This window comes from Azospirillum brasilense, assembly GCF_022023855.1.
Taxonomy (GTDB): domain Bacteria; phylum Pseudomonadota; class Alphaproteobacteria; order Azospirillales; family Azospirillaceae; genus Azospirillum; species Azospirillum brasilense_F.
Genome location: NZ_CP059449.1, coordinates 2261319 through 2284436, shown reverse-complemented (window position 1 = coordinate 2284436; position 23118 = coordinate 2261319). Strand labels below are relative to the sequence as shown.

At 66.9% G+C, this 23118-nt stretch carries 27 protein-coding genes and 1 tRNA gene; 6 read left to right on the top strand and 22 right to left on the bottom strand.

Features of this window, described 5'->3' with window-relative positions:
• Positions 1–12 precede the first annotated feature (12 nt).
• Positions 13–1701, top strand: a complete 1689-nt coding sequence (locus H1Q64_RS10825; RefSeq protein ID WP_237903496.1) for a nitrite/sulfite reductase — start codon at positions 13–15, stop codon at positions 1699–1701.
• Positions 1688–2185: a DUF934 domain-containing protein gene (locus H1Q64_RS10820; protein WP_237903495.1), complete on the top strand. Its 498-nt coding sequence runs from the start codon at positions 1688–1690 to the stop codon at positions 2183–2185. The genes H1Q64_RS10825 and H1Q64_RS10820 overlap by 14 nt, the downstream gene beginning before the upstream one ends.
• Positions 2186–2237: 52 nt before the next feature.
• Here H1Q64_RS10820 and H1Q64_RS10815 read toward each other — a convergent pair whose 3' ends face one another.
• On the bottom strand, positions 2238–2429 hold the full coding sequence (locus H1Q64_RS10815) for a hypothetical protein (RefSeq protein WP_237903494.1): 192 nt from the start codon (positions 2427–2429) through the stop codon (positions 2238–2240).
• Positions 2430–2837: 408 nt separating this feature from the next.
• Between H1Q64_RS10815 and H1Q64_RS10810 the strand changes: the two genes are divergently transcribed.
• Complete coding sequence (locus H1Q64_RS10810) at positions 2838–4616, top strand: cation:proton antiporter (protein ID WP_237903493.1); 1779 nt, start codon at positions 2838–2840, stop codon at positions 4614–4616.
• Between the two features lie 139 nt (positions 4617–4755).
• Here the strand turns inward: H1Q64_RS10810 and H1Q64_RS10805 are convergent.
• From H1Q64_RS10805 to H1Q64_RS10770, 8 genes are all read right to left on the bottom strand, one after another.
• Positions 4756–4832, bottom strand: a tRNA-Pro gene (locus H1Q64_RS10805).
• An 85-nt stretch (positions 4833–4917) separates the two neighbouring features.
• A complete protein-coding gene (locus H1Q64_RS10800) occupies positions 4918–5421 on the bottom strand; it encodes a MerR family transcriptional regulator (protein WP_237903492.1) in 504 nt (167 codons plus the stop codon).
• Between the two features lie 40 nt (positions 5422–5461).
• The gene (locus H1Q64_RS10795; protein ID WP_014240747.1) at positions 5462–5800 is read right to left on the bottom strand and encodes an integration host factor subunit alpha; all 339 of its coding nucleotides are present in this window, start codon (positions 5798–5800) and stop codon (positions 5462–5464) included.
• 139 nt (positions 5801–5939) lie between these two features.
• Complete coding sequence (locus tag H1Q64_RS10790; protein ID WP_237903491.1) at positions 5940–6911, bottom strand: beta-ketoacyl-ACP synthase III; 972 nt, start codon at positions 6909–6911, stop codon at positions 5940–5942.
• Positions 6912–6915: 4 nt separating this feature from the next.
• On the bottom strand, positions 6916–7968 hold the full coding sequence (gene plsX / locus H1Q64_RS10785) for a phosphate acyltransferase PlsX (protein WP_014240745.1): 1053 nt from the start codon (positions 7966–7968) through the stop codon (positions 6916–6918).
• A gap of 49 nt (positions 7969–8017) precedes the next feature.
• Positions 8018–8203 (bottom strand): 50S ribosomal protein L32, encoded by a 186-nt coding sequence (gene rpmF / locus H1Q64_RS10780; protein WP_014240744.1) that lies wholly within the window; start codon positions 8201–8203, stop codon positions 8018–8020.
• A gap of 105 nt (positions 8204–8308) precedes the next feature.
• Positions 8309–8917: a YceD family protein gene (locus H1Q64_RS10775; RefSeq protein ID WP_237903490.1), complete on the bottom strand. Its 609-nt coding sequence runs from the start codon at positions 8915–8917 to the stop codon at positions 8309–8311.
• A 132-nt stretch (positions 8918–9049) separates the two neighbouring features.
• Complete coding sequence (locus H1Q64_RS10770) at positions 9050–9595, bottom strand: ubiquinol-cytochrome C chaperone family protein (protein ID WP_237903489.1); 546 nt, start codon at positions 9593–9595, stop codon at positions 9050–9052.
• 129 nt (positions 9596–9724) lie between these two features.
• Between H1Q64_RS10770 and H1Q64_RS10765 the strand changes: the two genes are divergently transcribed.
• Complete coding sequence (locus tag H1Q64_RS10765; protein ID WP_014240740.1) at positions 9725–10192, top strand: outer membrane protein assembly factor BamE; 468 nt, start codon at positions 9725–9727, stop codon at positions 10190–10192.
• Positions 10193–10277: 85 nt separating this feature from the next.
• Here the strand turns inward: H1Q64_RS10765 and H1Q64_RS10760 are convergent, their stop codons facing one another.
• The 11 genes from H1Q64_RS10760 to rpiB form a co-directional block, all read right to left on the bottom strand.
• Positions 10278–12380 carry a sodium-translocating pyrophosphatase gene (locus H1Q64_RS10760; protein ID WP_237903488.1) on the bottom strand — a complete coding sequence of 701 codons (2103 nt, stop codon included), beginning with the start codon at positions 12378–12380 and terminating at the stop codon, positions 10278–10280.
• 205 nt (positions 12381–12585) lie between these two features.
• Entirely contained in the window at positions 12586–13050 is a 465-nt protein-coding gene (locus H1Q64_RS10755; protein WP_237903487.1) for a hypothetical protein, read from the bottom strand.
• Positions 13051–13133: 83 nt separating this feature from the next.
• A complete protein-coding gene (thiL, locus tag H1Q64_RS10750) occupies positions 13134–14153 on the bottom strand; it encodes a thiamine-phosphate kinase (protein ID WP_237903486.1) in 1020 nt (339 codons plus the stop codon).
• Positions 14131–14703 (bottom strand): transcription antitermination factor NusB, encoded by a 573-nt coding sequence (gene nusB, locus H1Q64_RS10745; protein WP_237903485.1) that lies wholly within the window; start codon positions 14701–14703, stop codon positions 14131–14133. The genes thiL and nusB overlap by 23 nt, the downstream gene beginning before the upstream one ends.
• A 33-nt stretch (positions 14704–14736) precedes the next feature.
• Positions 14737–15201, bottom strand: coding sequence for a 6,7-dimethyl-8-ribityllumazine synthase (locus H1Q64_RS10740; protein ID WP_014240735.1), 465 nt, complete (start codon positions 15199–15201; stop codon positions 14737–14739).
• A 21-nt stretch (positions 15202–15222) separates the two neighbouring features.
• Complete coding sequence (ribB, locus tag H1Q64_RS10735) at positions 15223–16347, bottom strand: 3,4-dihydroxy-2-butanone-4-phosphate synthase (protein ID WP_237903484.1); 1125 nt, start codon at positions 16345–16347, stop codon at positions 15223–15225.
• Entirely contained in the window at positions 16344–16931 is a 588-nt protein-coding gene (locus tag H1Q64_RS10730) for a riboflavin synthase (protein ID WP_014240733.1), read from the bottom strand. Before H1Q64_RS10730 ends, ribB begins: the two co-directional genes overlap by 4 nt.
• A gap of 112 nt (positions 16932–17043) precedes the next feature.
• Entirely contained in the window at positions 17044–18162 is a 1119-nt protein-coding gene (ribD, locus tag H1Q64_RS10725; RefSeq protein WP_237903483.1) for a bifunctional diaminohydroxyphosphoribosylaminopyrimidine deaminase/5-amino-6-(5-phosphoribosylamino)uracil reductase RibD, read from the bottom strand.
• Between the two features lie 17 nt (positions 18163–18179).
• A complete protein-coding gene (gene nrdR / locus H1Q64_RS10720) occupies positions 18180–18644 on the bottom strand; it encodes a transcriptional regulator NrdR (RefSeq protein ID WP_014240731.1) in 465 nt (154 codons plus the stop codon).
• A gap of 33 nt (positions 18645–18677) precedes the next feature.
• Positions 18678–19988 (bottom strand): serine hydroxymethyltransferase, encoded by a 1311-nt coding sequence (glyA, locus tag H1Q64_RS10715; RefSeq protein WP_237903482.1) that lies wholly within the window; start codon positions 19986–19988, stop codon positions 18678–18680.
• A gap of 54 nt (positions 19989–20042) precedes the next feature.
• Positions 20043–20474, bottom strand: a complete 432-nt coding sequence (gene rpiB / locus H1Q64_RS10710) for a ribose 5-phosphate isomerase B (RefSeq protein WP_237903481.1) — start codon at positions 20472–20474, stop codon at positions 20043–20045.
• Positions 20475–21008: 534 nt separating this feature from the next.
• Here rpiB and H1Q64_RS10705 point away from each other — a divergent pair.
• Complete coding sequence (locus H1Q64_RS10705) at positions 21009–21452, top strand: MucR family transcriptional regulator (RefSeq protein WP_014240726.1); 444 nt, start codon at positions 21009–21011, stop codon at positions 21450–21452.
• Between the two features lie 143 nt (positions 21453–21595).
• On the opposite strand, the gene H1Q64_RS10700 is transcribed toward H1Q64_RS10705, so the two are convergent.
• Positions 21596–21907, bottom strand: a complete 312-nt coding sequence (locus H1Q64_RS10700; RefSeq protein WP_237903480.1) for a hypothetical protein — start codon at positions 21905–21907, stop codon at positions 21596–21598.
• Between the two features lie 327 nt (positions 21908–22234).
• A complete protein-coding gene (locus tag H1Q64_RS10695) occupies positions 22235–22477 on the bottom strand; it encodes a DUF6898 family protein (protein ID WP_237903479.1) in 243 nt (80 codons plus the stop codon).
• A gap of 128 nt (positions 22478–22605) precedes the next feature.
• On the opposite strand from H1Q64_RS10695, the gene H1Q64_RS10690 reads away from it, so the two are divergent.
• Positions 22606–23118, top strand: coding sequence for a ferritin-like domain-containing protein (locus tag H1Q64_RS10690; protein ID WP_237903478.1), 513 nt, complete (start codon positions 22606–22608; stop codon positions 23116–23118).

The following is a 23118-nucleotide window of genomic DNA, read 5'->3' as shown; positions in this document are numbered from 1 at the left end:
AGGGCGAGTTCCATGAACCACATCGCGCCCGGCCGCAACGCCGGGGTCTACAGCTACGACGACATCGACCGCCGCTTCGTCACGGAGCGCGTGGAGCAGTTCCGCGCCCAGGTCGAGCGCCGCCTGTCCGGCGAACTGACGGAGGACGAGTTCAAGCCCCTGCGGCTGATGAACGGCCTCTATCTTCAGCTCCACGCCTACATGCTGCGCATCGCCGTTCCCTACGGCGTCCTGACCGCGCGGCAGCTCCGCAAGCTGGCCGAGATCGGGCGCAAATACGACAAGGGCTACGGCCACTTCACCACCCGCCAGAATCTCCAGTTCAACTGGATCAAGCTGGAGGACACCCCGGCGATCCTGCACGAGCTGGCCGAGGTGGACATGCACGCGCTGCAGACCAGCGGCAACTGCGTGCGCAACGTGACCACCGACCAGTTCGTGGGTGCTGCGCGGGACGAGGTGGTGGACGGGCGAGTCTACGCCGAGATCCTGCGGCAGTGGACGACCCTGCACCCCGAATTCACCTTTCTGCCGCGCAAGTTCAAGATCGCCATCATGGGGTCGGACGCCGACCGCGCGGCCATCCGCGTCCATGACGTCGGCGTCTTCGCCAAGCGCAACGAGCGGGGCGAGGTCGGCTTCACCTTCTACGTCGGCGGCGGCCTCGGACGGTCGCCCTTCATCGGCAAGCTGATCCGCGACTGGGTGCCGGAGGAGGACTTCGTCGCCTATCTCGAAGCCATCCTGCGCGTCTACAACCAGTATGGCCGGCGCGACAACATCTACAAGGCGCGCATCAAGATCCTCGTCCATGAGCTGGGCCAGGAGAAATTCACCCAGGAGGTGGAGGAAGAGTTCGCCCGCCTGCGCGGACCAAAATACCGCCTCGCTCCGGAGGTCGTCGACGAGATCCGCCGCCGCTTCGGCGGTCCGGCCTTCGAGACGCTGACCGACGAGCCGGAGTCCTTCCAGGCCGCCAAGGCCGCGAACCCGGACTTCGCCCGCTGGGTGGCGGTCAACGTGCTGGCCCACAAGGTCCCCGGCTACGCCGCCGCCACCATCTCGCTGAAGCCCGCTGGCGGCATCCCCGGCGACGCCACCTCGGAGCAGATGGAACTGATCGCCGATCTGGCCGACGCGCACAGCTTCGGCGAACTCCGCGTCAGCCACGCCCAGAACCTCGTCCTGGCCCATGTCCGGCAGGACGCGCTGTTCACCCTGTGGACGGCGCTGGAGGCCAACGGGCTGGGCACGCCGAACGCCGGGCTGATCGGCGACATCATCGCCTGCCCCGGCCTCGACTACTGCGCTCTGGCCAACGCCCGCTCGATCCCGCTGGCCCAGGCCATCTCGGCCCGCTTCGCCGATCCGGCGCGCCAGCAGACCATCGGCGAGCTGGGCATCAAGATCAGCGGCTGCATCAACGCCTGCGGCCACCACCATGTCGGCGCCATCGGCATCCTCGGCGTGGATAAGAAGGGCGAGGAATTCTACCAGATCACCGTCGGCGGCGACCCGACCCTGACCACGGCGATCGGCGACATCCTCGGCCCGGCGGTGACCGCCGACGAGACGGTGGACGCCATCGAGGCCATCGTCGAGGTCTATCTGTCCAACCGGCACGACGGGGAACGCTTCATCGACACGCTGAAGCGCGTCGGCCACGGCCCGTTCAAGGAGAGAGTTTATGCCGCTCATTAAGGACGGCCGCATCGTCGATGACGAGTGGGTCGCGGTCGCCGACGGCGAGCCGGTTCCCGCCGACCGTCCCGCCATCGTCACCTTCGAGCGCTGGCAGGCGGAGCGCGCGAGCTTCGACGGGCGCAACGCGGCGCTCGGCGTCCGGGTCAAGAGCGGGACCCTGGCCCCGGCCATCGCGCCGGACCTGGACCGCTTTGCCCTGGTGGCGATCGAGTTCCCGAAGTTCCGCGACGGTCGCGGCTTCTCCACCGCGCGCGAACTGCGGGAGCGCTTCGGTTATCAGGGTGAGGTCCGGGCGGTCGGGCACGTCATCCCCGACCAGTACCGCTTCCTCCTGCGCACCGGCTTCACCTCCGCCGAGGCGCCGGAGGACACCAACCCGGAGAGCTGGGCGCACGCCCTGACAGAGATTACCGTCGCCTTCCAACCGTCGCTGGACGACCCGCAGCCGCTGTCGCTCCTGCGCCGCCGCCTGGGGTCCTGACACGCATCGCGCCGCGCCTGCGTTCCGAAGATGGGAGCGGGCGCGGCGCGGTTCACATTCCGCCGAACAGCCAGAACAGGCCTGCCGCAGCCGCAGCCGCGACCGCCGCCAGCACACCGCCGACGGTGCGCCGCAACCGGGCCTCGCGCCGCTCGACCTCCTGGCGCTTTTTCAGCAGATACTGCTGCTCGGGTCCGAGAAACGCCCCCGAATCGCCATCCAGGGACAGAGCGCGCTTCGCCACGCTCCGGCCGCGCGCGGCAGGGACCGTCCGGACCGGTGGGCGCGCTGCCCGCCCCTCCAAAACCATCGATTCGCCCGTCAGCGGACGCCCTGTCCCCGGACGACCTCGGCCCGCCTTCCTGGATGCCTTCCGTCTTTTGCTCGCCATGCTCCTCACCTCACCGTCGCCCGGCGAAGCATAGCGGCCCTGTCCCGCTTATCCACCCCCTGATCACGGCAGGCCAGCAAGGTCACACCGCGTTTCCCACCCCTCGCCGAATCATTGGGCAATTGAGGGGAATTTGCGCAAATCGCGTTCCAGTTCCCGAAAAACGAGCGTGCGACTGGAAAAAAAAATCCCGCCGCCGCCCACAAGCACCAGCAAAATCCGTACTATGCGGCGTCGCGCCGATGCAGCCAGGATTTTCGCATGTCTCATGACGTTCCACTTATTTCTATGATCGCCATCGCATTCGGGTTGGCCTTCATCTTCGGATACCTCGCTGATCGCATTCGCTTGCCTCCCCTCGTCGGGTATCTGGTCGCCGGCATCATCATCGGTCCCTTCACGCCGGGCTTCGTCGCCGATGGTGCTTTGGCCGCCCAGTTGGCCGAGATCGGCGTCATTCTCCTGATGTTCGGGGTCGGTCTTCATTTCTCGCCCTCGGATCTGCTGGCGGTCCGGAAAATCGCCATTCCCGGCGCGGTCGGCCAGATCGGCCTCGCCACCGCGCTGGGCGTCGGGCTGGCCTGGCTGTGGGGCTGGAGTCTCGGCGCCGGCCTCGTGCTGGGCCTCAGCCTGTCGGTGGCGAGCACGGTCGTGCTGCTGAAGGCCCTGGAAGAGCGCGACATGCTGAACACCGCCGAAGGCCGCGTGGCGGTCGGCTGGCTGATCGTCGAGGACCTCGCGATGGTCCTGGCGCTCGTGCTGCTGCCGGCCCTGGCGGAGGTCCTGGGCGGCCACGCGCCGGGCGCTGCTGGGGGCGCCGCTGGGGACCATGGCGCCGGCTCGGACGGTCCGATCTGGCTGACGCTGACCCTGACGCTGGGCAAGGTCGCGGCCTTCTCCGTTCTGGCGATCGTGCTCGGCCCGCGCGTCGTCCCGGTGATCCTGACCAATGTGGCGCGCACCGGCTCGCGCGAGCTGTTCACCCTGTCGGTTCTCGCCATCGCGCTCGGCGTCGCCTATGGCTCGGCGGTGCTGTTCGGCGTGTCCTTCGCGCTTGGCGCCTTCTTCGCCGGCGTGGTGCTGAACGAATCGCGCTTCAGCCACAAGGCGGCCACCGATTCGATGCCGTTGCAGGACGCTTTCGCCGTTCTGTTCTTCGTGTCGGTCGGCATGCTGTTCGACCCGTCGATCCTGCTGCGCGACCCGCTGGCGGTCATCGCCGTGGTGGCCCTGATCGTGGTCGGCAAGTCGCTGATCGCCTTCGGCATCGTGATCCTGTTGCGCTTCCCGGTGGGCATGGGTCTGGCGGTGTCGGCCAGCCTCGCGCAGATCGGTGAATTCTCCTTCATCCTCGTCGGGCTGGGCATGTCGCTCGGCCTGTTGCCGGAGGAGGGCCGCGACCTCGTACTGGCCGGCGCTCTGCTGTCGATCACCTTGAATCCGGCGGTCTTCGCGGGGGTCGCCGCGCTGCGCAAGCATCTCCAGGCCAAGCGGGCCGCCGGTGTGCCGCCCTATGGCTGGGAGCAGTTCGAGCAGCTCCAGAGCAGCCTCGCCGACGCCCGCCACCAAGCGGAGGAGCGCGAGAAGGAGCACGACCTGCAGATCCAGGCGCTGGCCAAGACCTTCCCGGTGCTGTCGCTGCTGGATGCCCACGAGCAGGAGCGGCTGATGATGCTGTTCCGGCCCAAGTCGGCGGTGCCCGGCGAGCGGATCATCCGCAAGGGCGACCGCGCCAATGCCATGTACTTCATCTCCTCCGGCGCCGTGGAGGTGCTCATGGAAGGCCAGACCATCCGCCTGGGCGCCGGCACGATGTTCGGCGAGATGGCGCTGCTGAGCGGCCAGCGGCGCAACGCCGACGTCGCCGCGGTCGACTATTGCCAGCTTCAGGTGCTGGAACGGCGCGACTTCAACCAGTTCACCGCCCGCCATCCGGCGCTGCGCACCGCCCTGATCGACATGGCCGCGCAACGGCGCAAGATGAACCAGCAGGATGCCGCCACCGACGAGGCCGTGGCCGCATCGGAAAGCGCCGCCTGAGCGGACGCGCATTGCAACGGAACCGCCGCCGGCCTCTCCAGCAGAGGCCCGGCGGCTTCCGCGAACCGGCCGTTGGAGAAAAGCAAAAGAAAAGGCCTTGGAGCCGAACAGCTCCAAGGCCTTTTCATCTTCCAGAACTTGGTCGGAGCGACAGGATTTGAACCTGCGACCCCCAGACCCCCAGTCTGATGCGCTACCAGGCTGCGCTACGCTCCGTTCGACGGACCGCCCTTCGTTCTGGAAGGGAGCGGGACTATAGCCGGGACCTTGGTCCAACGCAAGCGCTACAGTTCACTTTTTTTCACACCTCTCGAATTTCTTTTTCCTCTCCCACCGCGAGCAGAAGATGCGCTTCCCTCAACTCGTCGAGCGCCTGGGCGATGGCCTGCCGGATGGTGTCCGACAGGCCATCGAGCGCAACGACCGGAGCACCCTCCTCCCCGTCGAGCAAGGCCACGGCCGCATCGTCCGGAACGACCTCAAAGGTGTCGGGGGCATCCGGTTCCTCCGGCGCTTCCTCCACCCTCCGGACGTCCGGATCGCCGTCCACCTTGCCGTCCTTCAGAAGGCGCTGGACACCCTTGATCGTGTAGCCCTCGCCATACAGAAGGTTCTGAATTTGCCGCAGCAGGTCCACGTCTTCCGGACGGTAGTAGCGCCGCCCTCCGCCGCGCTTGAGCGGACGGAGTTGCGGGAACTTGCCCTCCCAGAAACGCAGCACATGCTGCGGCACGTCCAGGTCGGACGACACCTCGCTGATCGTGCGGAACGCCGTGGCGGACTTCGTGGTGCCGCGCGCCTTCATATCCGGGAAACCCTTGTTGTCGGCCGGTTCGTGCGGCGGATCAGGAGACCGCCTTCACGCGCTGCGCCTCGGCTTCCTCCGCCTCAACGACCTCGTTGATGCGGTTCTTCAGGACGTGGCTCGCCCGGAAGACCAGGACGCGCCTGGGCAGAATCGGAACCTCTTCGCCGGTCTTCGGGTTGCGGCCGACCCGCTGCCCCTTCTGCCGGATCTGGAAACTGCCGAAGGACGAGATCTTGACCATCTCGCCGCGGGCCAGGGCGTCGGAGATCTCCTCCAGGACGCTTTCGACCAGATCGGCGGATTCGTTACGCGACAGGCCGACCTCTTGGTAGACCGCTTCGCTGAGCTGCGCGCGGGTGACGGTGTTCTGTGACATGGTTCGCTTCCCCCCCGAAACCATAGGGGAAAAACCGTAATCCGGGGAAAGAACCCGGTCAATTCAAAAGCTTGGATCGCGTCGTTGTGAGCAGCGCAGCAAACGCACCCGTGCGGGGGAAGCGAAGCGGGTGCGCCGCTTACCAGCGCACCATCGCAGCACCCCAGGTCAGTCCACCGCCGATGGCTTCCATGAGGATCAGGTCGCCACGCTTCACGCGGCCGTCATGCACCGCTTCGCACAGCGCCAGCGGGATCGAGGCGGCGGAGGTGTTGCCGTGGCGGTCCACCGTCAGCACAACCTTGTCGGTCGGCAGCTTCAGCTTGCGGGCGATGCCGTCGATGATCCGCTGGTTGGCCTGGTGCGGCACCAGCCAGTCCACCGCCGACGGCTCCAGACCGTTGGCCGCCAGGGCTTCCTCGACGACCGAGGACAGCTTGCTGACGGCGTGGCGGAACACGTCCTGGCCGTTCATCCGCACATGACCGGCCGTGCCGGTGGTGGACGGGCCGCCATCGACGTAGAGCAGCCCGTACTGGGCGCCGTCCGAATGCAGGTGGGTGGACAGAACGCCGCGGTCCGCCGAGGTCCCGGCGGCGTCGTAGCCGTCCATCACCACGGCCCCGGCGCCGTCGCCAAACAGGACGCAGGTGGTGCGGTCCTTCCAGTCGAGCAGGCGGGAGAAGGTCTCCGCACCGATGACCAGAGCGCGGTTGGCCTGCCCGATGCGGATGAAGTTGTCGGCGATCGACATCGCGTAGACAAAGCCGGCGCACACCGCCTGGATGTCCAGGGCGAAGCCCTTGGTCCCCAGCGCCGCCTGCACCTTCGTCGCGGTCGCCGGGAAGGTGTTGTCCGGAGTTGTCGTCGCCAGCACGATGCAGTCGATGCTGGCGGCGTCCACCCCAGCATGCTCCAGCGCGCGGGTCGCCGCGGCGATGGCGAGGTCGGAAGTCAGTTCCCCGTCGGCGGCGATGTGGCGCGACTTGATGCCGGTGCGCTGGACGATCCACTCGTCCGAGGTGTCCACGCGGGCTTCAAGGTCGCGATTCGTGACGACGTTGGCCGGGAGGTAGGAACCGCAGCCGAGAACTCGGGAACGCTTGACCATGATGTTAGACCGCCGCCGCCTTCGTGTCGGGAAGAGGCTTGGCGTCGGCGAGACGCTGCATCTCTTCCTTGATTCGGTCGTTGAAACCGTTTGCCGCCAGATTGTAGGCCACACCGATGGCGTTGGCGAACCCGATGGCGTCGGTGCCCCCGTGGCTCTTCACGCAGACGCCGCGCAGGCCCAGGAACATGGCGCCGTTGTAGCGGCGCGGATCGGTGCGCTGCTTCAACCGCTTGAAGGCCCCGCGGGCCAGCAGGTAGCCGAGACGCGCCGTCCAGGAGGACTGGAACGTCCGGCGCAGGAACTCCGTGAAGAGCTTCGCCGTGCCTTCGGCGGTCTTCAGGGCGACGTTGCCGGTGAAGCCGTCGGTGACGATCACGTCCACCGTGCCGGTGGCGATGTCGTTGCCCTCGACGAATCCGTGGAAACGCCCGGGCAGCGGCATTTCGCGCAGACGGGTCGCGGCGGCGCGCACCACCTCATTCCCCTTCACCTCTTCCGAACCGATGTTCAGCACGCCGATGGTCGGCTCGGACAGGTTCAGCGCGGTGCGCGCGAAGACCGCGCCCATCACGGCGAACTGCACGAGGTTCTCGGGCTGGCATTCGGTGTTGGCGCCGAGGTCGAGCATGACGCTCTCCCCGCGCAGGGTCGGGAAGAATGAGGCGATGGCCGGACGGTCGATTCCGGGAATCGTCTTCAGCACGAACTTGGCCATGGCCATGAGCGCGCCGGTGTTGCCGGCGGAGACCACACAGGCGGCTTGCCCGCCCGCCACCGAGTCGATGGCGAGACGCATGCTCGACTGGCGCCCGGCGCGCAACGCGACCGACGGCTTGGCGTCGCCGGCCACAGCGTCCGGGGTGTGGCGCACCTCGGCCACCGCTCTCAAGGCGGGCCGCTGCGCGAGCAGCGGCTCGATGCGGGCGGTGTCCCCGAACAGCAGGTAATGCACCTGCGGGTGACGCTCGCGGGCGATATCCGCCCCGGCAATCACCATGTCGGGTCCTTTGTCACCGCCCATGGCATCAAGGGCAATGGTCAGGCGCTGGCTCACCGCGGACAGGCTCCCTGGCTAGGACGTAGGGCGGCCAACCAAACCGCCATCAGGCCGCCGGAGCGCTCTGAACCACTTCGCGCTGGTCGTAGTGACCGCAAGAGCCGCAGACATGGTGCGGGCGCTTCAGCTCGCCGCAGTTCGAGCACTCGGCGTAGGACGAGGTCGGGAGAGCGTGGTGCGAGCGACGCATGTTGCGGCGCGACTTGGAGGTCTTCTTCTTCGGAACAGCCATGGCCGTAAACTCTCTTCATTGTAAAAGGCGGCCCGAAGAGGGGCCGCCTGACGCGAGCGGCATTCAATACGGCAATTGCCCCCGAAGGGCAAGCCCGTTCCGCCCTCAATTCTGTCGTTTCAGACGTTCCAGCGCGGCGAACGGGTTCGGCTTCTCCGGATCGGCGCCGGCATCATCATCGGCGGGGGCCGCAGCCTCCTCCTCCTCTTCGCCTTCGCTGTATCCGTCGAACGCCACGCCTTCTGCATGAGGATAGGGGTCGAGCGCCAGGGACAAATGCTGGGCGGCCAATTCGCCGATGTCGATGCGTCCGTTGCTCATCGCCTCCGGAATGTCCTCCTCGGGGACGTTCGGGTCGATCTCGATCTCGTCCTCCTCGCCGGGGACCATCGACTCCGGCGCGAACAGAGCGCCAAAGCGGTCGGAAACCTGGGCGGGCACCGGCTCCAGCGTGATGACGCAGGTCTGCACCACGTCGGCCTCCAGTTCCCCTTCGACGCGCACCATCTGTCCGCCGCGCACGGAGCGCAGGCGGACCCGGGCGATCAGTCGTCCGATTCCCTCCAATTCGAACCGCTCGGCCAGCGCCTTGCGCTCGGCCTCCGTCGCCTCGATGGTTTCGACCAGATCGCCGTCGCGGTGGACGGCGTCGGCGCGGACGATGCGCGAGAATTCCGGAGCAGGGCCGGCGGAGAGCGGGGGCGTGTTGCGCATATCAGGCAGTTCCTTGTCACAGCGCCCGTTCTGGAGCGGGCGCCTTCGTCTCAGTGTCAGATGAATTCGGACGCCGGGAAAGGCAAGTCCAATTGGCGCGGCCTATAGTAAGGAGAGACCCGATGGGTGCGATCAGCCGGCGCCGGGAGGCGGACCGAAGCGGACCTCTCCGGCCATGAGCGACTCCAGCGGTTGCGTCTCCAGCCCGGCGGCCTCGCGCCGGACATAGGCCGCCAGGACGGCCAGCCGCTGCGGCGGGACCTCCGATGCGGTGCCATAAACGTTGTTGTCGAGCGCAACCTGCAACGCCGCGTCGCCTTCGTCGGCGAGCGCACGGTCGTAGACCTCGATCCGGCCGGCGATGCCGCGCGCCATGGTCTTGATGCGCCGCCCGACTCCGCTGTCGCCCACCCCCTGCTCCACCAGCGACTTTTCGAAATGATCGATCATCGCCTCGAAGAGCAGGCGCGAGCGGTCCGCGGCAGCAGCCCCCTGCCCTTTCAGGCGGCGCATCACCAAGAAGACGTGAAGCACCACCATGTCAAAGCGCCCGTCCAGCGTGTCGGGAACCCCAAGGTCACGGTAGAAGGCCGGCAGGCGGGCCTGCGCTGCGATGGTGAGATAGAAATCGGCGACGGCGCGGGCTTCACGCCGACGCCGGAACAGGCGGTCAAGCACGGTTTCTCTCTCGCTCGGAGTTTCGTTGACAGGACAAACCGCGCGATGCGATTGTCCCGGCATTGCGGGCGGAGTCCGGCCTGCCGCAAGGGTCCGGCGGTCCTCCCGCGCCATCATAGCCTGAGCACCATGACGAGATCGATTCCTTCGGCGCTGTGCGCCTTCGCCTTTCTGGGTCTCGCCGTCTCCGCGTGCTCGCCCACCGTGGCGACCCGCGGCAACATGGCGGACCCCGACCGCATCGCCGAGATCAAGGCCGGCCAGTCGCGGCGGGAGGATGTGGCGGACATCCTCGGCACGCCGACCTCCGTGGGAACCTTCGACCAGAATGTCTGGTACTACATCGGCCAGAAGACGGAGAAGGTCGCCTTCTTCCAGCCGAGCGTGATGGAGCGCCGTGTCGTCGTCGTCCATTTCGACGACGCGGGCGTGGTGACGGAGATGAAGCAGCTCGACGCCACCGACGGCCAGCAGATCGACATCGTCGATCGCAGCACCCCCACCGCCGGTCGTGAGCTGAGCTTCCTCGAACAGATGCTCGGCAACGTCGGGCGCTTCTCCGCCAAGGATTCGCGCAACCGCGGCCCCGGCCGCTGACGCCATTCGGTCTGCAGAGACACGAAAAGCCCCGCTTTCGCGGGGCTTTTCTTTTGGGGCCGATCCGGGATCGGCCGATCTTAAGTCAGCCGATCTGGGCGAGGATCGCCAGCAGCAGAATCGCCACGATGTTGGTGATCTTGATCATCGGGTTGACCGCCGGGCCGGCAGTGTCCTTGTACGGGTCGCCGACGGTGTCGCCGGTCACCGCCGCCTTGTGCGCGTCGGAGCCCTTGCCGCCGTGGTTCCCCTCCTCGATGTACTTCTTGGCGTTGTCCCAGGCGCCGCCGCCCGAGGTCATCGAGATGGCGACGAAGATCCCCGTCACGATGGTGCCCAGCAGCATGGCGCCCAAAGCGGCGAAGGCCTGCGCCTGACCGGCGATGGCGGCGATGACGAGGTACAGGACCACCGGCGCCAGCACCGGCAGCAGCGACGGGATGATCATCTCTTTGATCGCGGCGCGGGTGAGCATGTCGACGGCGCGGCCATAGTCGGGTTTGGCGGTGCCCTCCATGATGCCGCTGATCTCACGGAATTGGCGGCGCACCTCGACCACCACCGAGCCGGCGGCACGACCGACCGCGGTCATGCCCATCGCCCCGAACAGGTAGGGCAGCAGGCCGCCGATCAGCAGCCCGACGACCACATAGGGATCGTCCAACCGGAACTCGACCGTCACGTTCGGGAAATAATGCTTCAGATCCTGCACATAGGCGGCGAACAGCACCAGCGCGGCCAGACCGGCGGAACCGATGGCGTAGCCCTTGGTCACCGCCTTCGTGGTGTTGCCGACGGCGTCGAGCGCGTCGGTCGTCACGCGGATGTCCTTCGGCATGTCGGCCATTTCGGCGATGCCGCCCGCGTTGTCGGTCACCGGGCCGTAAGCGTCCAATGCCACCACCATGCCGGCCAGAGCGAGCATCGTGGTCGCGGCGATGCCGATTCCGAAGATGCCGGCCTGCCCGTAGGCGATGATGATGCCGACGCAGATGACCAGGACGGGAAGTGCCGTCGCCTCCATCGACACGGCCAGACCCTGGATCACGTTGGTGCCGTGCCCGGTCTCCGACGCGCGGGCGACGCTGCGCACCGGGCGGAAGGCGGTCGAGGTGTAATATTCGGTGATCCATACCAGCAGGCCCGTCACGCCCAGCCCGACCAGGGAGGAGACGAACAGGTTGCCGCCGGTGACGTAGCCGCCGCCGTTCAGGGGAATCGGCCGGGTGAAGCCGAACATGATCGCGGTCACGATCAGGATGAGCACCAGCGATATACCCGCGGTAGCGGCCAAGCCCTTGTAGAGGGCGGCCATGATGTTGTTGTTGCTGCCCAGCTTCACGAAGAAGGTGCCGGCGACGGAGGCGGCGATGCAGACCGCGCCGATGACCAGCGGGTAGACGAGCAACAGGCGGATCACCTCGCCCGAAAAGAAAATCGCCGCCAGCAGCATGGTGGCGACGATGGTAACGGCGTAGGTTTCGAAGAGGTCGGCGGCCATTCCGGCGCAGTCGCCGACATTGTCGCCCACATTGTCCGCGATCACCGCGGGGTTTCGGGGATCGTCCTCCGGGATGCCGGCCTCGACCTTGCCCACCAGATCGGCGCCGACGTCGGCGCCTTTGGTGAAGATGCCGCCGCCCAGCCGCGCGAAGATGGAGATCAGCGAGGCACCGAAGCTGAGGGCGACCAGGGCCTCCAGCACGGAGCGGACCTCGATCGGGTCGGTCACGCGGTAGATCATGGTCAGGATGCCGTAATAGACACCCACCCCCAACAGACCCAGCCCGACCACCAGCATGCCGGTGATCGCCCCCGCCTTGAAGGCAATGTCCAGCGCCGGGGCCAAGCCATGGGTCGCTGCTTGGGCCGTGCGCACGTTCGCCCGCACCGACACGTTCATCCCGATATAGCCGGCTGCCCCCGACAGGACCGAACCGATCAGGAAGCCGATCGCCACATGCAGGCCGAGGAAGGCGCCGAGGATGATGAGAAGAACCACGCCGGCGATGGCGATGGTGGTGTACTGGCGATTCAGATAGGCTCGGGCGCCCTCCTGCACGGCCGCAGCGATCTCCTGCATGCGGTCGGAACCGGCGGAGGCCGCCATGACTTGCTTGCCCGCGTAGTACCCATACGCCAGGGCCAACAGGCCGCTGGCGATGATGATGACGAACGCTGCTGCCATCGGTTCCCCCAAATTCTTATGGTTTCGGGCCCGATTACCGCCTTGTCGTGAGAACGACCCGTACAAACGAAGGTGGATGACGGGCGAGTTGTTCCGAAAAAGGATGCCGAAGAGAATGGCACAATGCAACAGCCGCCACGCCCGAATAGGCGCGGCGATTTGGCCGAGGCGCTCCTGACTTTCGGATAGGCTTTTTTCAGAACGGTTACAAATTGCGCTGTGTAACCACCTGAACAAGAACATTTTGCACCACACCCTCTCCCACGACTTTCGCGGCGGCGGCGGCAAGTTTCTCTTTTACGGCAATGATGTTGACCAAGTTGCCCGTCATCACCGACCGGTCGTCCACAGCGGCATAGAGGGCCGACAGGCAGCGGTCGTAGACGAGCGGCTGGCGGGCTTGGACATAGGGAATCTTGTCGAGAACGACCTCCAGCGTGACGACCACGGTCACGAACTGCTCGACCTTCTGTGTGCCGATGGCCGGAACCACGAAGGGAGCCATGCGAACGAAGCCGGTGGGCGGCTTGGGCGGCGGCTCCTCCTTTTTGGGGGCCGACTCCTCATGCTCGACGAAATACTTGTTGTAGATCATCCAGCCGCCGAAGCCCGCGCCACCCAGCAGCAGCAGGCCCAAAACCAGCAATATGACGGCCTTGATCACACCCATCCCTTCCCGGATACGGAACGGATCGAGCCTAGCGCCGCCCTGCTTTCGATTGCGTTAAGCGGAGTCGCGCCACCAGGAGGCTGTCAGAAATGGTCCCAGCCGCGAGTCGGCAGGTCGAGAACCCGCCCCTTCGCATCGGTCACTGTGACGTCTTCCGCCGCCCCCTCCACGAGATGGCCGATGGCCGTCACCGGAACGCCGGTCTCCGCCGACAGAGCGGCGAGCGCCGGCGCGGCGTCCTCCGCGGCGGTGAAGAGCAGCTCGTAGTCGTCGCCGCCGGTCAGAGCCATGGCGAAGCGCACGGGATCGTCGCCGATCACCGACCTTGCGGCACCCGACAGTGGCACGCGGCCCGACTCCAGAACCGCGGCGCAGCCCGATTCCTCGCACAGATGGCCGAGATCCGCGACCAGACCGTCGGAGACATCCAGGCAACCGGTCGCCAGCCCGACCAGACGCGGCCCCAGCGTGGTCCGCGGATCGGGCCGCCGCAGACGCCCCAGCAGCACGGCGCGCGCCGAGTCGTCGGTCACCTCCAGCGTTCCGTAGGCGATCCGCAGGCCGAGCGCCGCGTCGCCGATGGTGCCGGTGACGTAGACGCGGTCGCCGGGCCGCCCGCCCCAACGCGGCACCGCCCCGCCCTTCGGCACCAGCCCGAAGGCGGTCACCGACAGGGTGATGGGGCCGGAGGTCGAAACCGAGTCGCCGCCCGCCAGCGCGATGCCGAACCGGGCCTGATCCTCGCCAAGACCGGCGGCGAAGCCGGCCAGCCAGTCCTCCCCCACCGTCTTCGGCAGGGCGGTGACCAGGGTGTAGGCGTATGGAACCGCCCCCATGGCGGCGAGGTCCGACAGGTTGGTGCGCAGCAGCTTTGCGGCGATGTCGCCGGGCGCGTCGTCGGGAAAGAAATGGACGCCCGCCACCATGGCGTCCGTGGTGACGACCAGTTCCTGGTCCGGTGGAACGCCGAACACGGCGGCGTCGTCGGCAAGCCCGCGGGCGCCCGGAAAACCGGACGCCAGCGGCCTGAAGTAACGGTCGATCCGCCCGAACTCGCCGAGCGGCTTGCCGGTCTGTGCCCTAGCGGTCTTTGGGCTGGTCACGGCTGGGGTCCGGCTGGGCCAGTTCGTCCGGCCGCAGCGCGCGGGCCACATGGTCGAGCACGCCGTTCACCATGCCCGGCTCTCGCCCCGCGAAGAAGGCGTGCGCCACGTCCACATACTCGCTGATGAGGATGCGCGGGTGCGTGTCGTTGTGGACGAACAGCTCATAGGCGCCGGCCCGCAGGATGGCGCGCATCAGCAATTCCAGGCGGTCCAGCGCGTAGCGCGGCTCCAGGGCCGAGGCCAGCATGCCGTCGACCTCCGCCCGGCGGTGCGCGACACCACGGACGATGTCGGCGAACAGCTGCGGATCGGCGGCGACGAACTTCGCCCCGTCGATCTCCTCACCCAGCCGGTGATTGACGAATTCGCCGATCACGGATTCCACGGCGATGCCGGTCGGTTCGATCTGGTTCTGGTCGATCTGGTACAGGGCCTGGACGGTGGCAAGGCGCGCGGCCTTGCGCCGGGCCTTGGCCGATCCGCCACCCGTCCGGTTCCGGGAGCCGCGCTTCTGTTTCGCGCGGCCAGCCGCGTCGTCGTTGCTCATGATGCTCTTACTGTCAGGAATTGCACCGCGGGGTCACCGCGGATAGAGGCGGAATTGGCGCTTAAGTTCGATCATGTCAAGGCAGGCGCGCGCCGCGAAACCGCCCTTGTTCTTGGCCGTCACGGAGGCCCGCGCCCAGGCCTGCTCTCGGTTCTCCACCGTCAGCACGCCGTTGCCGATGGCCAGCGCGTAGCGCAGCGCGAGGTCCTGGAGACCGCGGGCGCTCTCGTTGCAGACGATGTCGTAATGGGTGGTCTCGCCGCGGATCACGCAGCCCAGCCCGACATAGCCGTCGAAGCGCTTGCGCGCCGTGAAGAAGTCCATGGAGCGCAGGGCGTACAGGATCGCCGCCGGAATCTCCAGGCATCCCGGGACCGAGACGCGCTGATAGGTGGCGCCCTCCTTCTCGATCTCGGCGATGGCGCCTTTCACCAGCTCGTCGGCGATGTCCTCGTAGAAGCGGGCTTCCACGATCATCAGATGGGGCTTTTCGGTCATCTCGGGTCGCTCGGCTGGCGGTTACTGGTCTTGCAGGGGAATCGGGCGGTGGCCGAGCACGGTCAGGCCGTACCCCTCCAGCCCGATGATGGACTTCTTGCGGTTCGACAGCAGAACCATGTCGCGCACGCCCAGGTCCAGCAGGATCTGCGCGCCGACACCATAATCCCGCAGGGCGGGCGTCGGGTTGTCGTGGCCTTCCAGCCGCGCTTTGACCGATTCCGTGAGGCTGTTCGCCATCGGCTCGCGCAGCAGGACGATCACGCCGCGGCCTTCCCGCGCGATCATCTCCATGGAGGCCTGAAGCTCGCCGTCGCGCGCGGCACTCCGGTCGCCCAGCACGTCGTCCAGCACCGACAGGGCGTGCATGCGCACCAGCACCGGCTCGTCGCCGGAGATGTCGCCGCGCACCAGGGCGATGTGCTCCGCGTAGGCCACCTTGTTGACGTAGACGTACATCTGGAAACGTCCGCCGAAGCGGCTGTCCAGGGTCGCCGCCAGCTTCTGCTCGACGATCGTCTCGGTGCGGCGGCGGTAGGCGATCAGGTCGGCGATGGTGCCCACCTTCAGCCCATGGAACTGCGCGAACTTCACCAGATCCGGCAGGCGGGCCATGGTGCCGTCGTCGTTCATGATCTCGCAGATCACGCCCGCCGCGGTCATCCCGGCCATGCGGGCGATGTCCACCGAGGCTTCCGTGTGGCCGGCGCGGACCAGCACGCCACCGTCGCGGGCGAGCAGCGGGAAGACATGGCCCGGCGTCACGATGGCGTCTGGCCCGGCGGTCGGGTCGATGGCGACCTGGATGGTGCGGGCGCGGTCGGCGGCGGAGATGCCGGTGGTGACACCCTCGCGCGCCTCGATGGAGACGGTGAAGGCAGTCTGGTGGCGGGTGCCGTTCTGTTGCGCCATCAGCGGCAGGCGCAGCCGCTCGATGTGGTTCTGGTCCATGGCAAGGCAGATCAGGCCACGCCCGTACTTGGCCATGAAGTTCACGGCCTCGGGAGTCGCGCACTGGGCCGGGATGACCAGATCGCCTTCGTTCTCGCGGTCCTCGTCGTCGACGAGGATGAACATCTTGCCCTGGCGCGCCTCCTCGAGGATCTCCTCGGGGCGCGACAGATACTCGTGAAACTCGGACGTCATTCCTGCCCTGCCAGCCGCGCCACATACCGCGCGAGCATATCGATTTCCAGGTTCACCCGATCCCCGGCCTTCAGCGCGCCGAAGGTGGTCGCATCCTGGGTGTGCGGGATGATGTTCACGCCGAAGCGCGCACCATCGACCTCGTTCACCGTCAGCGACACGCCGTCCAGCGCCACCGACCCCTTGGAGGCGATGTATTTCGCCAGGGTGGCCGGCGCCTCAAAGGTGAAGCGCTTCGACTCGCCGTCGGCGCGGACCTCCACGACCGTGGCGACGCCGTCGACATGGCCGGACACGATGTGCCCGCCCAGCTCGTCGCCGACCTTGAGCGCCCGCTCCAGATTGATGCGCGTGCCTTCGGCCCAGCCGCCCAGCGTCGTCTTCGACAGGGTCTCGGCGGAGGCCTGCACGGCAAACCAGCCCGGCCCCTTCTCGACCACGGTCAGGCAGACGCCGTTGTTGGCGATGGACGCGCCGATGGGAACCGTCTCCATAGCGAAGACGGTTTCGACGGTGAACCGGGTGTCGCCCTGCCGTTCCACGGCCCGAACGCGCCCAACATCGGTGATGATTCCGGTGAACATGGGCCGGCAATTTAGCAGGTTTTCAATCGTGTGAAAGATTCATCCGCACGGCGCGGCACGCAACGGACTGTTGCGCCCGGCACGGTGCCGGATGCCGCACATCCCCGACCCTTCAACCGCGCCGGACGTAACTTTCCACGAGGTCGTCCCCGGCCTGCCGCAGGTCGGTCCGGCGGAACAGCGCCATGCGCTCCAACCCGTCCACCCCGAAGGCATGGACCGCCGGCAGCCCGTCGCCCCCCATGACGGAGGCGGCGCGGAACCACTCCAGCCGGTCGACCAGATTGGCACGCAGCAGCGAGGCCGCCAGAGTAGCCCCACCCTCCACCAGCACGCGGGTCAGGCCGCGGCGGGCCAGCATGGCGCTCGCCTCGACCAGATCCGGCAGACCCGCGGAGTCGGCGGGCACGCGGATCACCTCGAGTCCGCAGTCCTGGAAGACGGCCAGACGGCTCGGGTCCGCGTCCTCGCGGGTGACCACCCACGTCGGCACGGACCGCGCGCCCACGGCCAGTTTCCCGGTCAGCGGCAGGCGCAGCCGGCTGTCCACCACGATGCGCACGGGCGAACGGTGGGCCAGCCCCGGCAGGCGGCAGGTGAGTTCCGGGTCGTCGGCCAGGGCGGTGCGGATGCCGACCATGATCGCGTCGTGGGTGGCGCGCAGCCGGTGCCCCCACGCCCGCGCCGTCGGACCGGTGATCCATTGCGACTGGCCGCTGTGGGTGGCGATGCGCCCGTCGAGCGTCGTCGCCGCCTTGAGTGTATAGAGTGGCCGTTCGTCCTGGATGCGCCGGAAGAAGCCCTCGTTGAGCGTCCAGGCCGCGTCCTCGCAGACGCCGGTGTCCACCGCGACCCCGGCGGCGCGCAGCCGCTCCAGCCCGCCGCCCGCCACCCGCGGGTCGGGATCGCCGCAGGCGACCACCACCCGCGCCACCCCGGCCTCGACCAGCGCCAGAGCGCAGGGCGGGGTTTTCCCGTAGTGGTTGCAGGGCTCCAGAGTCACATAGGCGGTCGCGCCGTGCGCCGCGCTGCCGGCACGGGCCAGGGCCTCCGTCTCGGCGTGGGGCCGTCCGCCCGGCTGGGTCCAGCCGCGCCCGACCACCACACCGTCGCGCACGATGACGCAGCCCACCGCCGGGTTCGGCCATGTGTTGCCGAGCCCGCGCGCCGCCAGGGCCAGGGCAGCCCGCATGTGGCGGACATCGTCGGGATGGATGGCTTGCTTCGCCATGGGCGCCGCCCGCCCCCTCACCCGTTCTGGGCTTCGGGGGCGAGCTGCTCGACGAACTCGTTGAAATCCGACGCCTCGCGGAAGTCCTTGTAGACCGAGGCGTAGCGGATGTAGGCGACCTGATCGAGCGTCTGGAGCGCCACCATGATCATCTCGCCGATCTGCTTCGACGGGATTTCGCTCTCGCCAGAGGATTCGAGCTGGCGCACCAAGCTGTTCACCACCCGGTCGATGCGGTCGGCGTCGATCGGGCGCTTGCGCAGGGCGATGCGCATGGAGCGCAGGAGCTTTTCGCGGTCGAAAGGCTCCCGCTGGCCGGTGCTCTTCACCACCGTCAGCTCACGGAGCTGAACGCGCTCGAAGGTGGTGAAGCGCGCACTGCAACTGGGGCAGAACCGCCGCCTGCGGATCGCCGAGTTGTCCTCGGTCGGTCGCGAGTCCTTGACCTGGGTGTCCTCGTGTCCGCAGAACGGGCAGCGCATGTCCGGCCTTTCCCCTTTAGTCGGTCTTGATGATTACAGGGTCGGGTAGATGGGGAAGCGGCGGCACAGCTCGCGCACCTCCTCCCGCACCTTCGCCTCGACCGCCGCGTTGTCGCCGGAGTTGCTGGCGGCCAGCCCGTCCAGCGTCTCGACGATCAGGCGGCCGACCTGCTCGAACTCGGCCACGCCGAAGCCGCGGGTGGTGGCCGCCGGGCTGCCCAGACGGACGCCGGAGGTGATCATCGGCTTCTGCGGGTCGAACGGGACGCCGTTCTTGTTGCAGGTCATGCCGGCGTGCTCCAGGCTCGCCTCGGCGGCCTTGCCGGTCAGGTTCTTCGGACGCAGGTCGACCAGCACGATGTGGCTGTCGGTGCCGCCGGACACGATGTCCAGGCCACCCTCGATCAGCACCTTCGACAGGGCGCGGGCGTTGTCCAGCACGCTCTTGGCGTAGGTCTTGAACTCCGGACGCAGCGCCTCGGCGAACGACACCGCCTTGGCGGCGATGACGTGCATCAGCGGGCCGCCCTGCAGGCCGGGGAAGACCGCCGAGTTGATCTTCTTGGCGATCTCCTCGCTGTTGGTCAGCACCATGCCGCCGCGCGGACCGCGCAGCGTCTTGTGGGTGGTGGTGGTGACCACGTCGGCGTAGGGGAACGGGTTCGGGTAGACGCCGCCGGCGATCAGGCCGGCATAGTGGGCGATGTCCACCATGAAGTAGGCGCCGACCTCGTCCGCGATGGCGCGGAAGCGCTGGTAGTCGAGGACGCGCGGATAGGCGGAGCCGCCGGCAATGATCAGCTTCGGCTTGTGCTCGCGGGCCAGACGCTCGACCTCGTCGAAGTCGATCAGGTGGTCGTCACGGCGCACGCCGTACTGCACGGCCTTGAACCACTTGCCCGACAGGTTCGGGGCGGCGCCGTGGGTCAGGTGGCCGCCGGCCGCCAGCGACATGCCGAGGATGGTGTCGCCCGGCTGGAGCAGGGCGAGATTGACCGCCTGGTTGGCCTGCGAACCCGAGTTCGGCTGGACGTTGGCGAAGCCGCAGCCGAACAGCTTGCAGGCGCGCTCGATCGCCAGCGTCTCGGCCACGTCCACATACTCGCAACCGCCGTAGTAGCGCCGGCCCGGATAGCCTTCGGCGTACTTGTTGGTCATGACCGAGCCCTGGGCCTCCAGCACCGCCTGGGAGACGATGTTCTCGGACGCGATCAGCTCGATCTGCTCCTGCTGGCGGACCAGCTCGTCGCGCACCGCGCGGGCCAGTTCGGGATCGGTCTCGGCGAGCGAGGCAGCGAAGAAGCGGCCGATCTCGGCGCGGGGGTCGGCGTTGGTCACGGTCATGGCAGGGCAGGTCCTTGGTTCAGAAAGCAGTCACGGGCCGGGTGAAGGGCCGTCTCATCCCATCTTGGCGATTCGCCGGCTGTGCCGCTCACCGCCTTCGAAATCGGTCGTCAGGAAGGCGTCCACGCAATCCTTCGCGATCTCCGCGCCGATGATGCGGGCGCCCAGAGCCACCACGTTCGCGTCGTTGTGCTGGCGCGCGAGGCGGGCAGTGGTCACGTCGTGCACCAGGGCGGCACGGATGCCCGGATGGCGGTTCGCCGCGATGCTGATACCGATGCCGCTGCCGCAGATCAAGACGCCGCGCGCCGCGCGCTTGCCGTTGATGGCACCGGCCAGCGCCGTTGCGAAATCCGGATAGTCCACCGATTCCGGACCGTTGCAGCCGAGGTCCAGCACCTCGTAGCCGGCGCCGGCCAGCCAGGAGGCGATCTGGGCCTTCATCTCGTACCCCGCGTGATCGGACGCGATCGCGATGGTGGTCATGAAAGAAAAACTCCGTGCACGAATACGAATGGCGCCGGCCCGGGGGAGCACCCGGCGGGAACGGCGGCACGGCGCGCAAGCTACCAGATATCGCCCCGAACCGCCAGAAGGACACAACGCACAGGGGCTTTGCGCCGGGCACAGAACCGCAGAAGGGGAGCGCCGGGCGTCGACACGGCGAAGGGAAGCCCATCCGCGATGCATGCCGAGAACAAATGTTTCTCTATTTCCCGCCACCGTTGACGTTAACGGCCAGTAAGCAGATCGACCGATTCGGTCTCGCATCACGAATCGGTCAGTTGCGGTGCCCGATTCTCATGGTCTTGCCTAGCTTCCCCGCACTAGACGATGCCTAAACGTGGGGCAGTGCAGCCGCAGCCCGGCCATTTCCTGGGACATCTGATTTGCCACGCCTTGTAACTTCATGCAGTTTGCAAATAACTTAATTCGCTGCTCTCGAAATTATATTGACACCCAAATCACGCTGTGCAACTTGGTTGCTAGGGACAAAATGAAAAATCAGGACTAATGGCAATGAGTGACCAGCTTCGCGCCGATGTGCCCGATAACGAGCTTCTGCGGATGACCGCGGACATCGTCTCCGCATATGTCAGCAAGAACGTTCTGCCGGCGCAGCAGATTCCCGAGGTGATCAACACGGTCTACTCGTCGCTGACCGGGCTGAACACGCAGCCCCGAGAAATTCCTTCAGAGCCTCTGAAGCCGGCCGTGCCGATCCGCAAGTCGGTGACGCCCGAATACATCGTGTGTCTGGAAGACGGCAAAAAGCTGAAGATGCTGAAGCGCCATCTTCGCTCCACCTACAACATGTCGCCGGACGAATACCGGGCGCGCTGGAGCCTGCCGCCGGATTATCCGATGGTCGCGCCGAACTACGCGGCGCAGCGCTCCGAGTTCGCGAAGCGGATCGGCCTCGGCCGCAGTTCCGGCCGCCAGACCCGCCGCAAGGCCGGCTGAGCGCCAGCACCGTCCTGAACGAACAGGGCCGGCCTCCCCGATGGGAGGCCGGCCCTGTATCGTTTCGCCGTCATCTCGTTTTGGCCCGGGATCAATCCGAGCGTTGCGTGGGCGGGTTTTGCCGAACCCGCCCACGCTGCTCATCACCCACAGTTGCGGCCCGACAGACGACAGTTGAATCGTTCTACATTGCGGGTCAGTTCCTGCCCTGTGCTGGTGTTTTCCTCGTTCAGGCAGCGCAGATAATCCATCGTCTTGTCCACGTATTCCTTCACCTCGAACTGACAGGCGCCCATCTTGTCCGCGCTGACGAAGGTGGTGGTGTCGCTCATGCAGAGCGGAACGCCGGGCTTCGTGCAGATGATGGTGGTTTCCGACCACGCCGCCGGGCTTTGCAGCGCCACGGCCAGCACCAGCAGCGTGGCCGCCGGCTTCAGGGTCTCTCTCAACAGCACGGGCAATCTCCGCAAGACCGTCACGCAACGCATTGCGATCGTCTCCCTCCGCATTCGGTCAGAACCGCCGCGCCAGGAAAACACTGTCTGGAAAGCACGGCGGTCCGTTCGTTCGTGGAACGGTTTCTACAGGCGTTACATCCGATGCACCAGTGCCCACGGCGCGGCATAGGTCTAGAGTCGGAATTGAGCAGTTCACCCCTGGACCGGTTCCGCAGGTCCGGCACCGGGATGTCAGTGCTCACCATCAGCAGAAGCCAAGACTAGCCGCGCCCCCCGCCCCGCCGGGAGGGCGCGCTTCTTGGCGTCTGTATTCACTGATAAGGCTCAGCGTTTGGCCGCATCGCGCTTCATGACAAACTGGAGCTTGCTGATCGCGGTCCGTTTCAGCAGTTCCAGACCGCCGGTGGCCGGCCCAACGACCGATACCTCCGTCGCGGTGACCGGATCAATGGCCATCACCTTCAGATAGCTGCCAACCCGCTGGAACTCGAACAGCACCTCACCCAGACCGCTTCCTGCGCCGTTTCCAGCCGGCTGGCCTTTCCCAGGCGCCCGATTGCCCACCATCGCATTCTCTCCATCGCCGGCCTTCGCCGGTTTCAATACCACCTTAGCACAGCGCAACCGTCCCGGAACCCCGTCTGCCACGTCCTGTTGTTGGCGGACGACGCACACAGCAAGGGAGTACCGGCACCATGGCTGCCAAGACCATGCAGGATCTGCTGATCGAAGAACTCCGCGACATCTACCACGCCGAGAAGCAGCTCACCAAGGCCCTGCCGAAGCTGGCCAAGGCGGCGCATTCCGAAAAGCTCCGCACGGCCTTCGAGTCCCATCTGGAAGAGACCCGCGGCCAGATCGAACGGCTGGAGCAGGTCTTCGAGGAGTTGGACACCCGCACCCGCGGCAAGCATTGCGACGCGATGGAAGGGCTGATCAGCGAAGCCCGCGAGATCATGGAAATGGGCCTCGCTCCGGAAGTGCAGGACGCCGCCCTGATCGCCGCCGCCCAGAAGGTGGAACATTACGAAATCGCCAGCTACGGCACCGTCCACGCCTACGCGACCGCCTGCGGCCTCACCAAGGTGGCGGAGCTGTTGGAGCAGACTCTGAACGAAGAGAAGGAGACCGACAAGAAGCTGAACATTCTGGCAATCAACGATGTGAACAAAAAGGCGATCCAGGCCAGCGGGCAGAAGGCGGCCTGA

Excerpts from the sequence above, each read along its gene's own strand:
- rpiB (WP_237903481.1), bottom strand. The coding sequence starts at position 20,474 with ATGACCACCATCGCGATCGCGTCCGATCACGCGGGGTACGAGATGAAG.
- H1Q64_RS10765 (WP_014240740.1), top strand. The coding sequence starts at position 9,725 with ATGACGAGATCGATTCCTTCGGCGCTGTGCGCCTTCGCCTTTCTGGGT.
- glyA (WP_237903482.1), bottom strand. The coding sequence starts at position 19,988 with ATGACCGTGACCAACGCCGACCCCCGCGCCGAGATCGGCCGCTTCTTC.
- H1Q64_RS10800 (WP_237903492.1), bottom strand. The coding sequence starts at position 5,421 with ATGAAGGCGCGCGGCACCACGAAGTCCGCCACGGCGTTCCGCACGATC.
- H1Q64_RS10705 (WP_014240726.1), top strand. The coding sequence starts at position 21,009 with ATGAGTGACCAGCTTCGCGCCGATGTGCCCGATAACGAGCTTCTGCGG.
- ribD (WP_237903483.1), bottom strand. The coding sequence starts at position 18,162 with ATGGCGAAGCAAGCCATCCATCCCGACGATGTCCGCCACATGCGGGCT.
- nusB (WP_237903485.1), bottom strand. The coding sequence starts at position 14,703 with ATGAGCAACGACGACGCGGCTGGCCGCGCGAAACAGAAGCGCGGCTCC.
- H1Q64_RS10760 (WP_237903488.1), bottom strand. The coding sequence starts at position 12,380 with ATGGCAGCAGCGTTCGTCATCATCATCGCCAGCGGCCTGTTGGCCCTG.
- H1Q64_RS10825 (WP_237903496.1), top strand. The coding sequence starts at position 13 with ATGAACCACATCGCGCCCGGCCGCAACGCCGGGGTCTACAGCTACGAC.
- H1Q64_RS10790 (WP_237903491.1), bottom strand. The coding sequence starts at position 6,911 with ATGGTCAAGCGTTCCCGAGTTCTCGGCTGCGGTTCCTACCTCCCGGCC.
- rpmF (WP_014240744.1), bottom strand. The coding sequence starts at position 8,203 with ATGGCTGTTCCGAAGAAGAAGACCTCCAAGTCGCGCCGCAACATGCGT.
- H1Q64_RS10730 (WP_014240733.1), bottom strand. The coding sequence starts at position 16,931 with ATGTTCACCGGAATCATCACCGATGTTGGGCGCGTTCGGGCCGTGGAA.
- nrdR (WP_014240731.1), bottom strand. The coding sequence starts at position 18,644 with ATGCGCTGCCCGTTCTGCGGACACGAGGACACCCAGGTCAAGGACTCG.
- H1Q64_RS10690 (WP_237903478.1), top strand. The coding sequence starts at position 22,606 with ATGGCTGCCAAGACCATGCAGGATCTGCTGATCGAAGAACTCCGCGAC.
- H1Q64_RS10775 (WP_237903490.1), bottom strand. The coding sequence starts at position 8,917 with ATGCGCAACACGCCCCCGCTCTCCGCCGGCCCTGCTCCGGAATTCTCG.
- H1Q64_RS10695 (WP_237903479.1), bottom strand. The coding sequence starts at position 22,477 with ATGGTGGGCAATCGGGCGCCTGGGAAAGGCCAGCCGGCTGGAAACGGC.
- H1Q64_RS10755 (WP_237903487.1), bottom strand. The coding sequence starts at position 13,050 with ATGGGTGTGATCAAGGCCGTCATATTGCTGGTTTTGGGCCTGCTGCTG.
- H1Q64_RS10795 (WP_014240747.1), bottom strand. The coding sequence starts at position 5,800 with ATGTCACAGAACACCGTCACCCGCGCGCAGCTCAGCGAAGCGGTCTAC.
- H1Q64_RS10820 (WP_237903495.1), top strand. The coding sequence starts at position 1,688 with ATGCCGCTCATTAAGGACGGCCGCATCGTCGATGACGAGTGGGTCGCG.
- H1Q64_RS10740 (WP_014240735.1), bottom strand. The coding sequence starts at position 15,201 with ATGACCGAAAAGCCCCATCTGATGATCGTGGAAGCCCGCTTCTACGAG.
- H1Q64_RS10810 (WP_237903493.1), top strand. The coding sequence starts at position 2,838 with ATGTCTCATGACGTTCCACTTATTTCTATGATCGCCATCGCATTCGGG.
- ribB (WP_237903484.1), bottom strand. The coding sequence starts at position 16,347 with ATGACGTCCGAGTTTCACGAGTATCTGTCGCGCCCCGAGGAGATCCTC.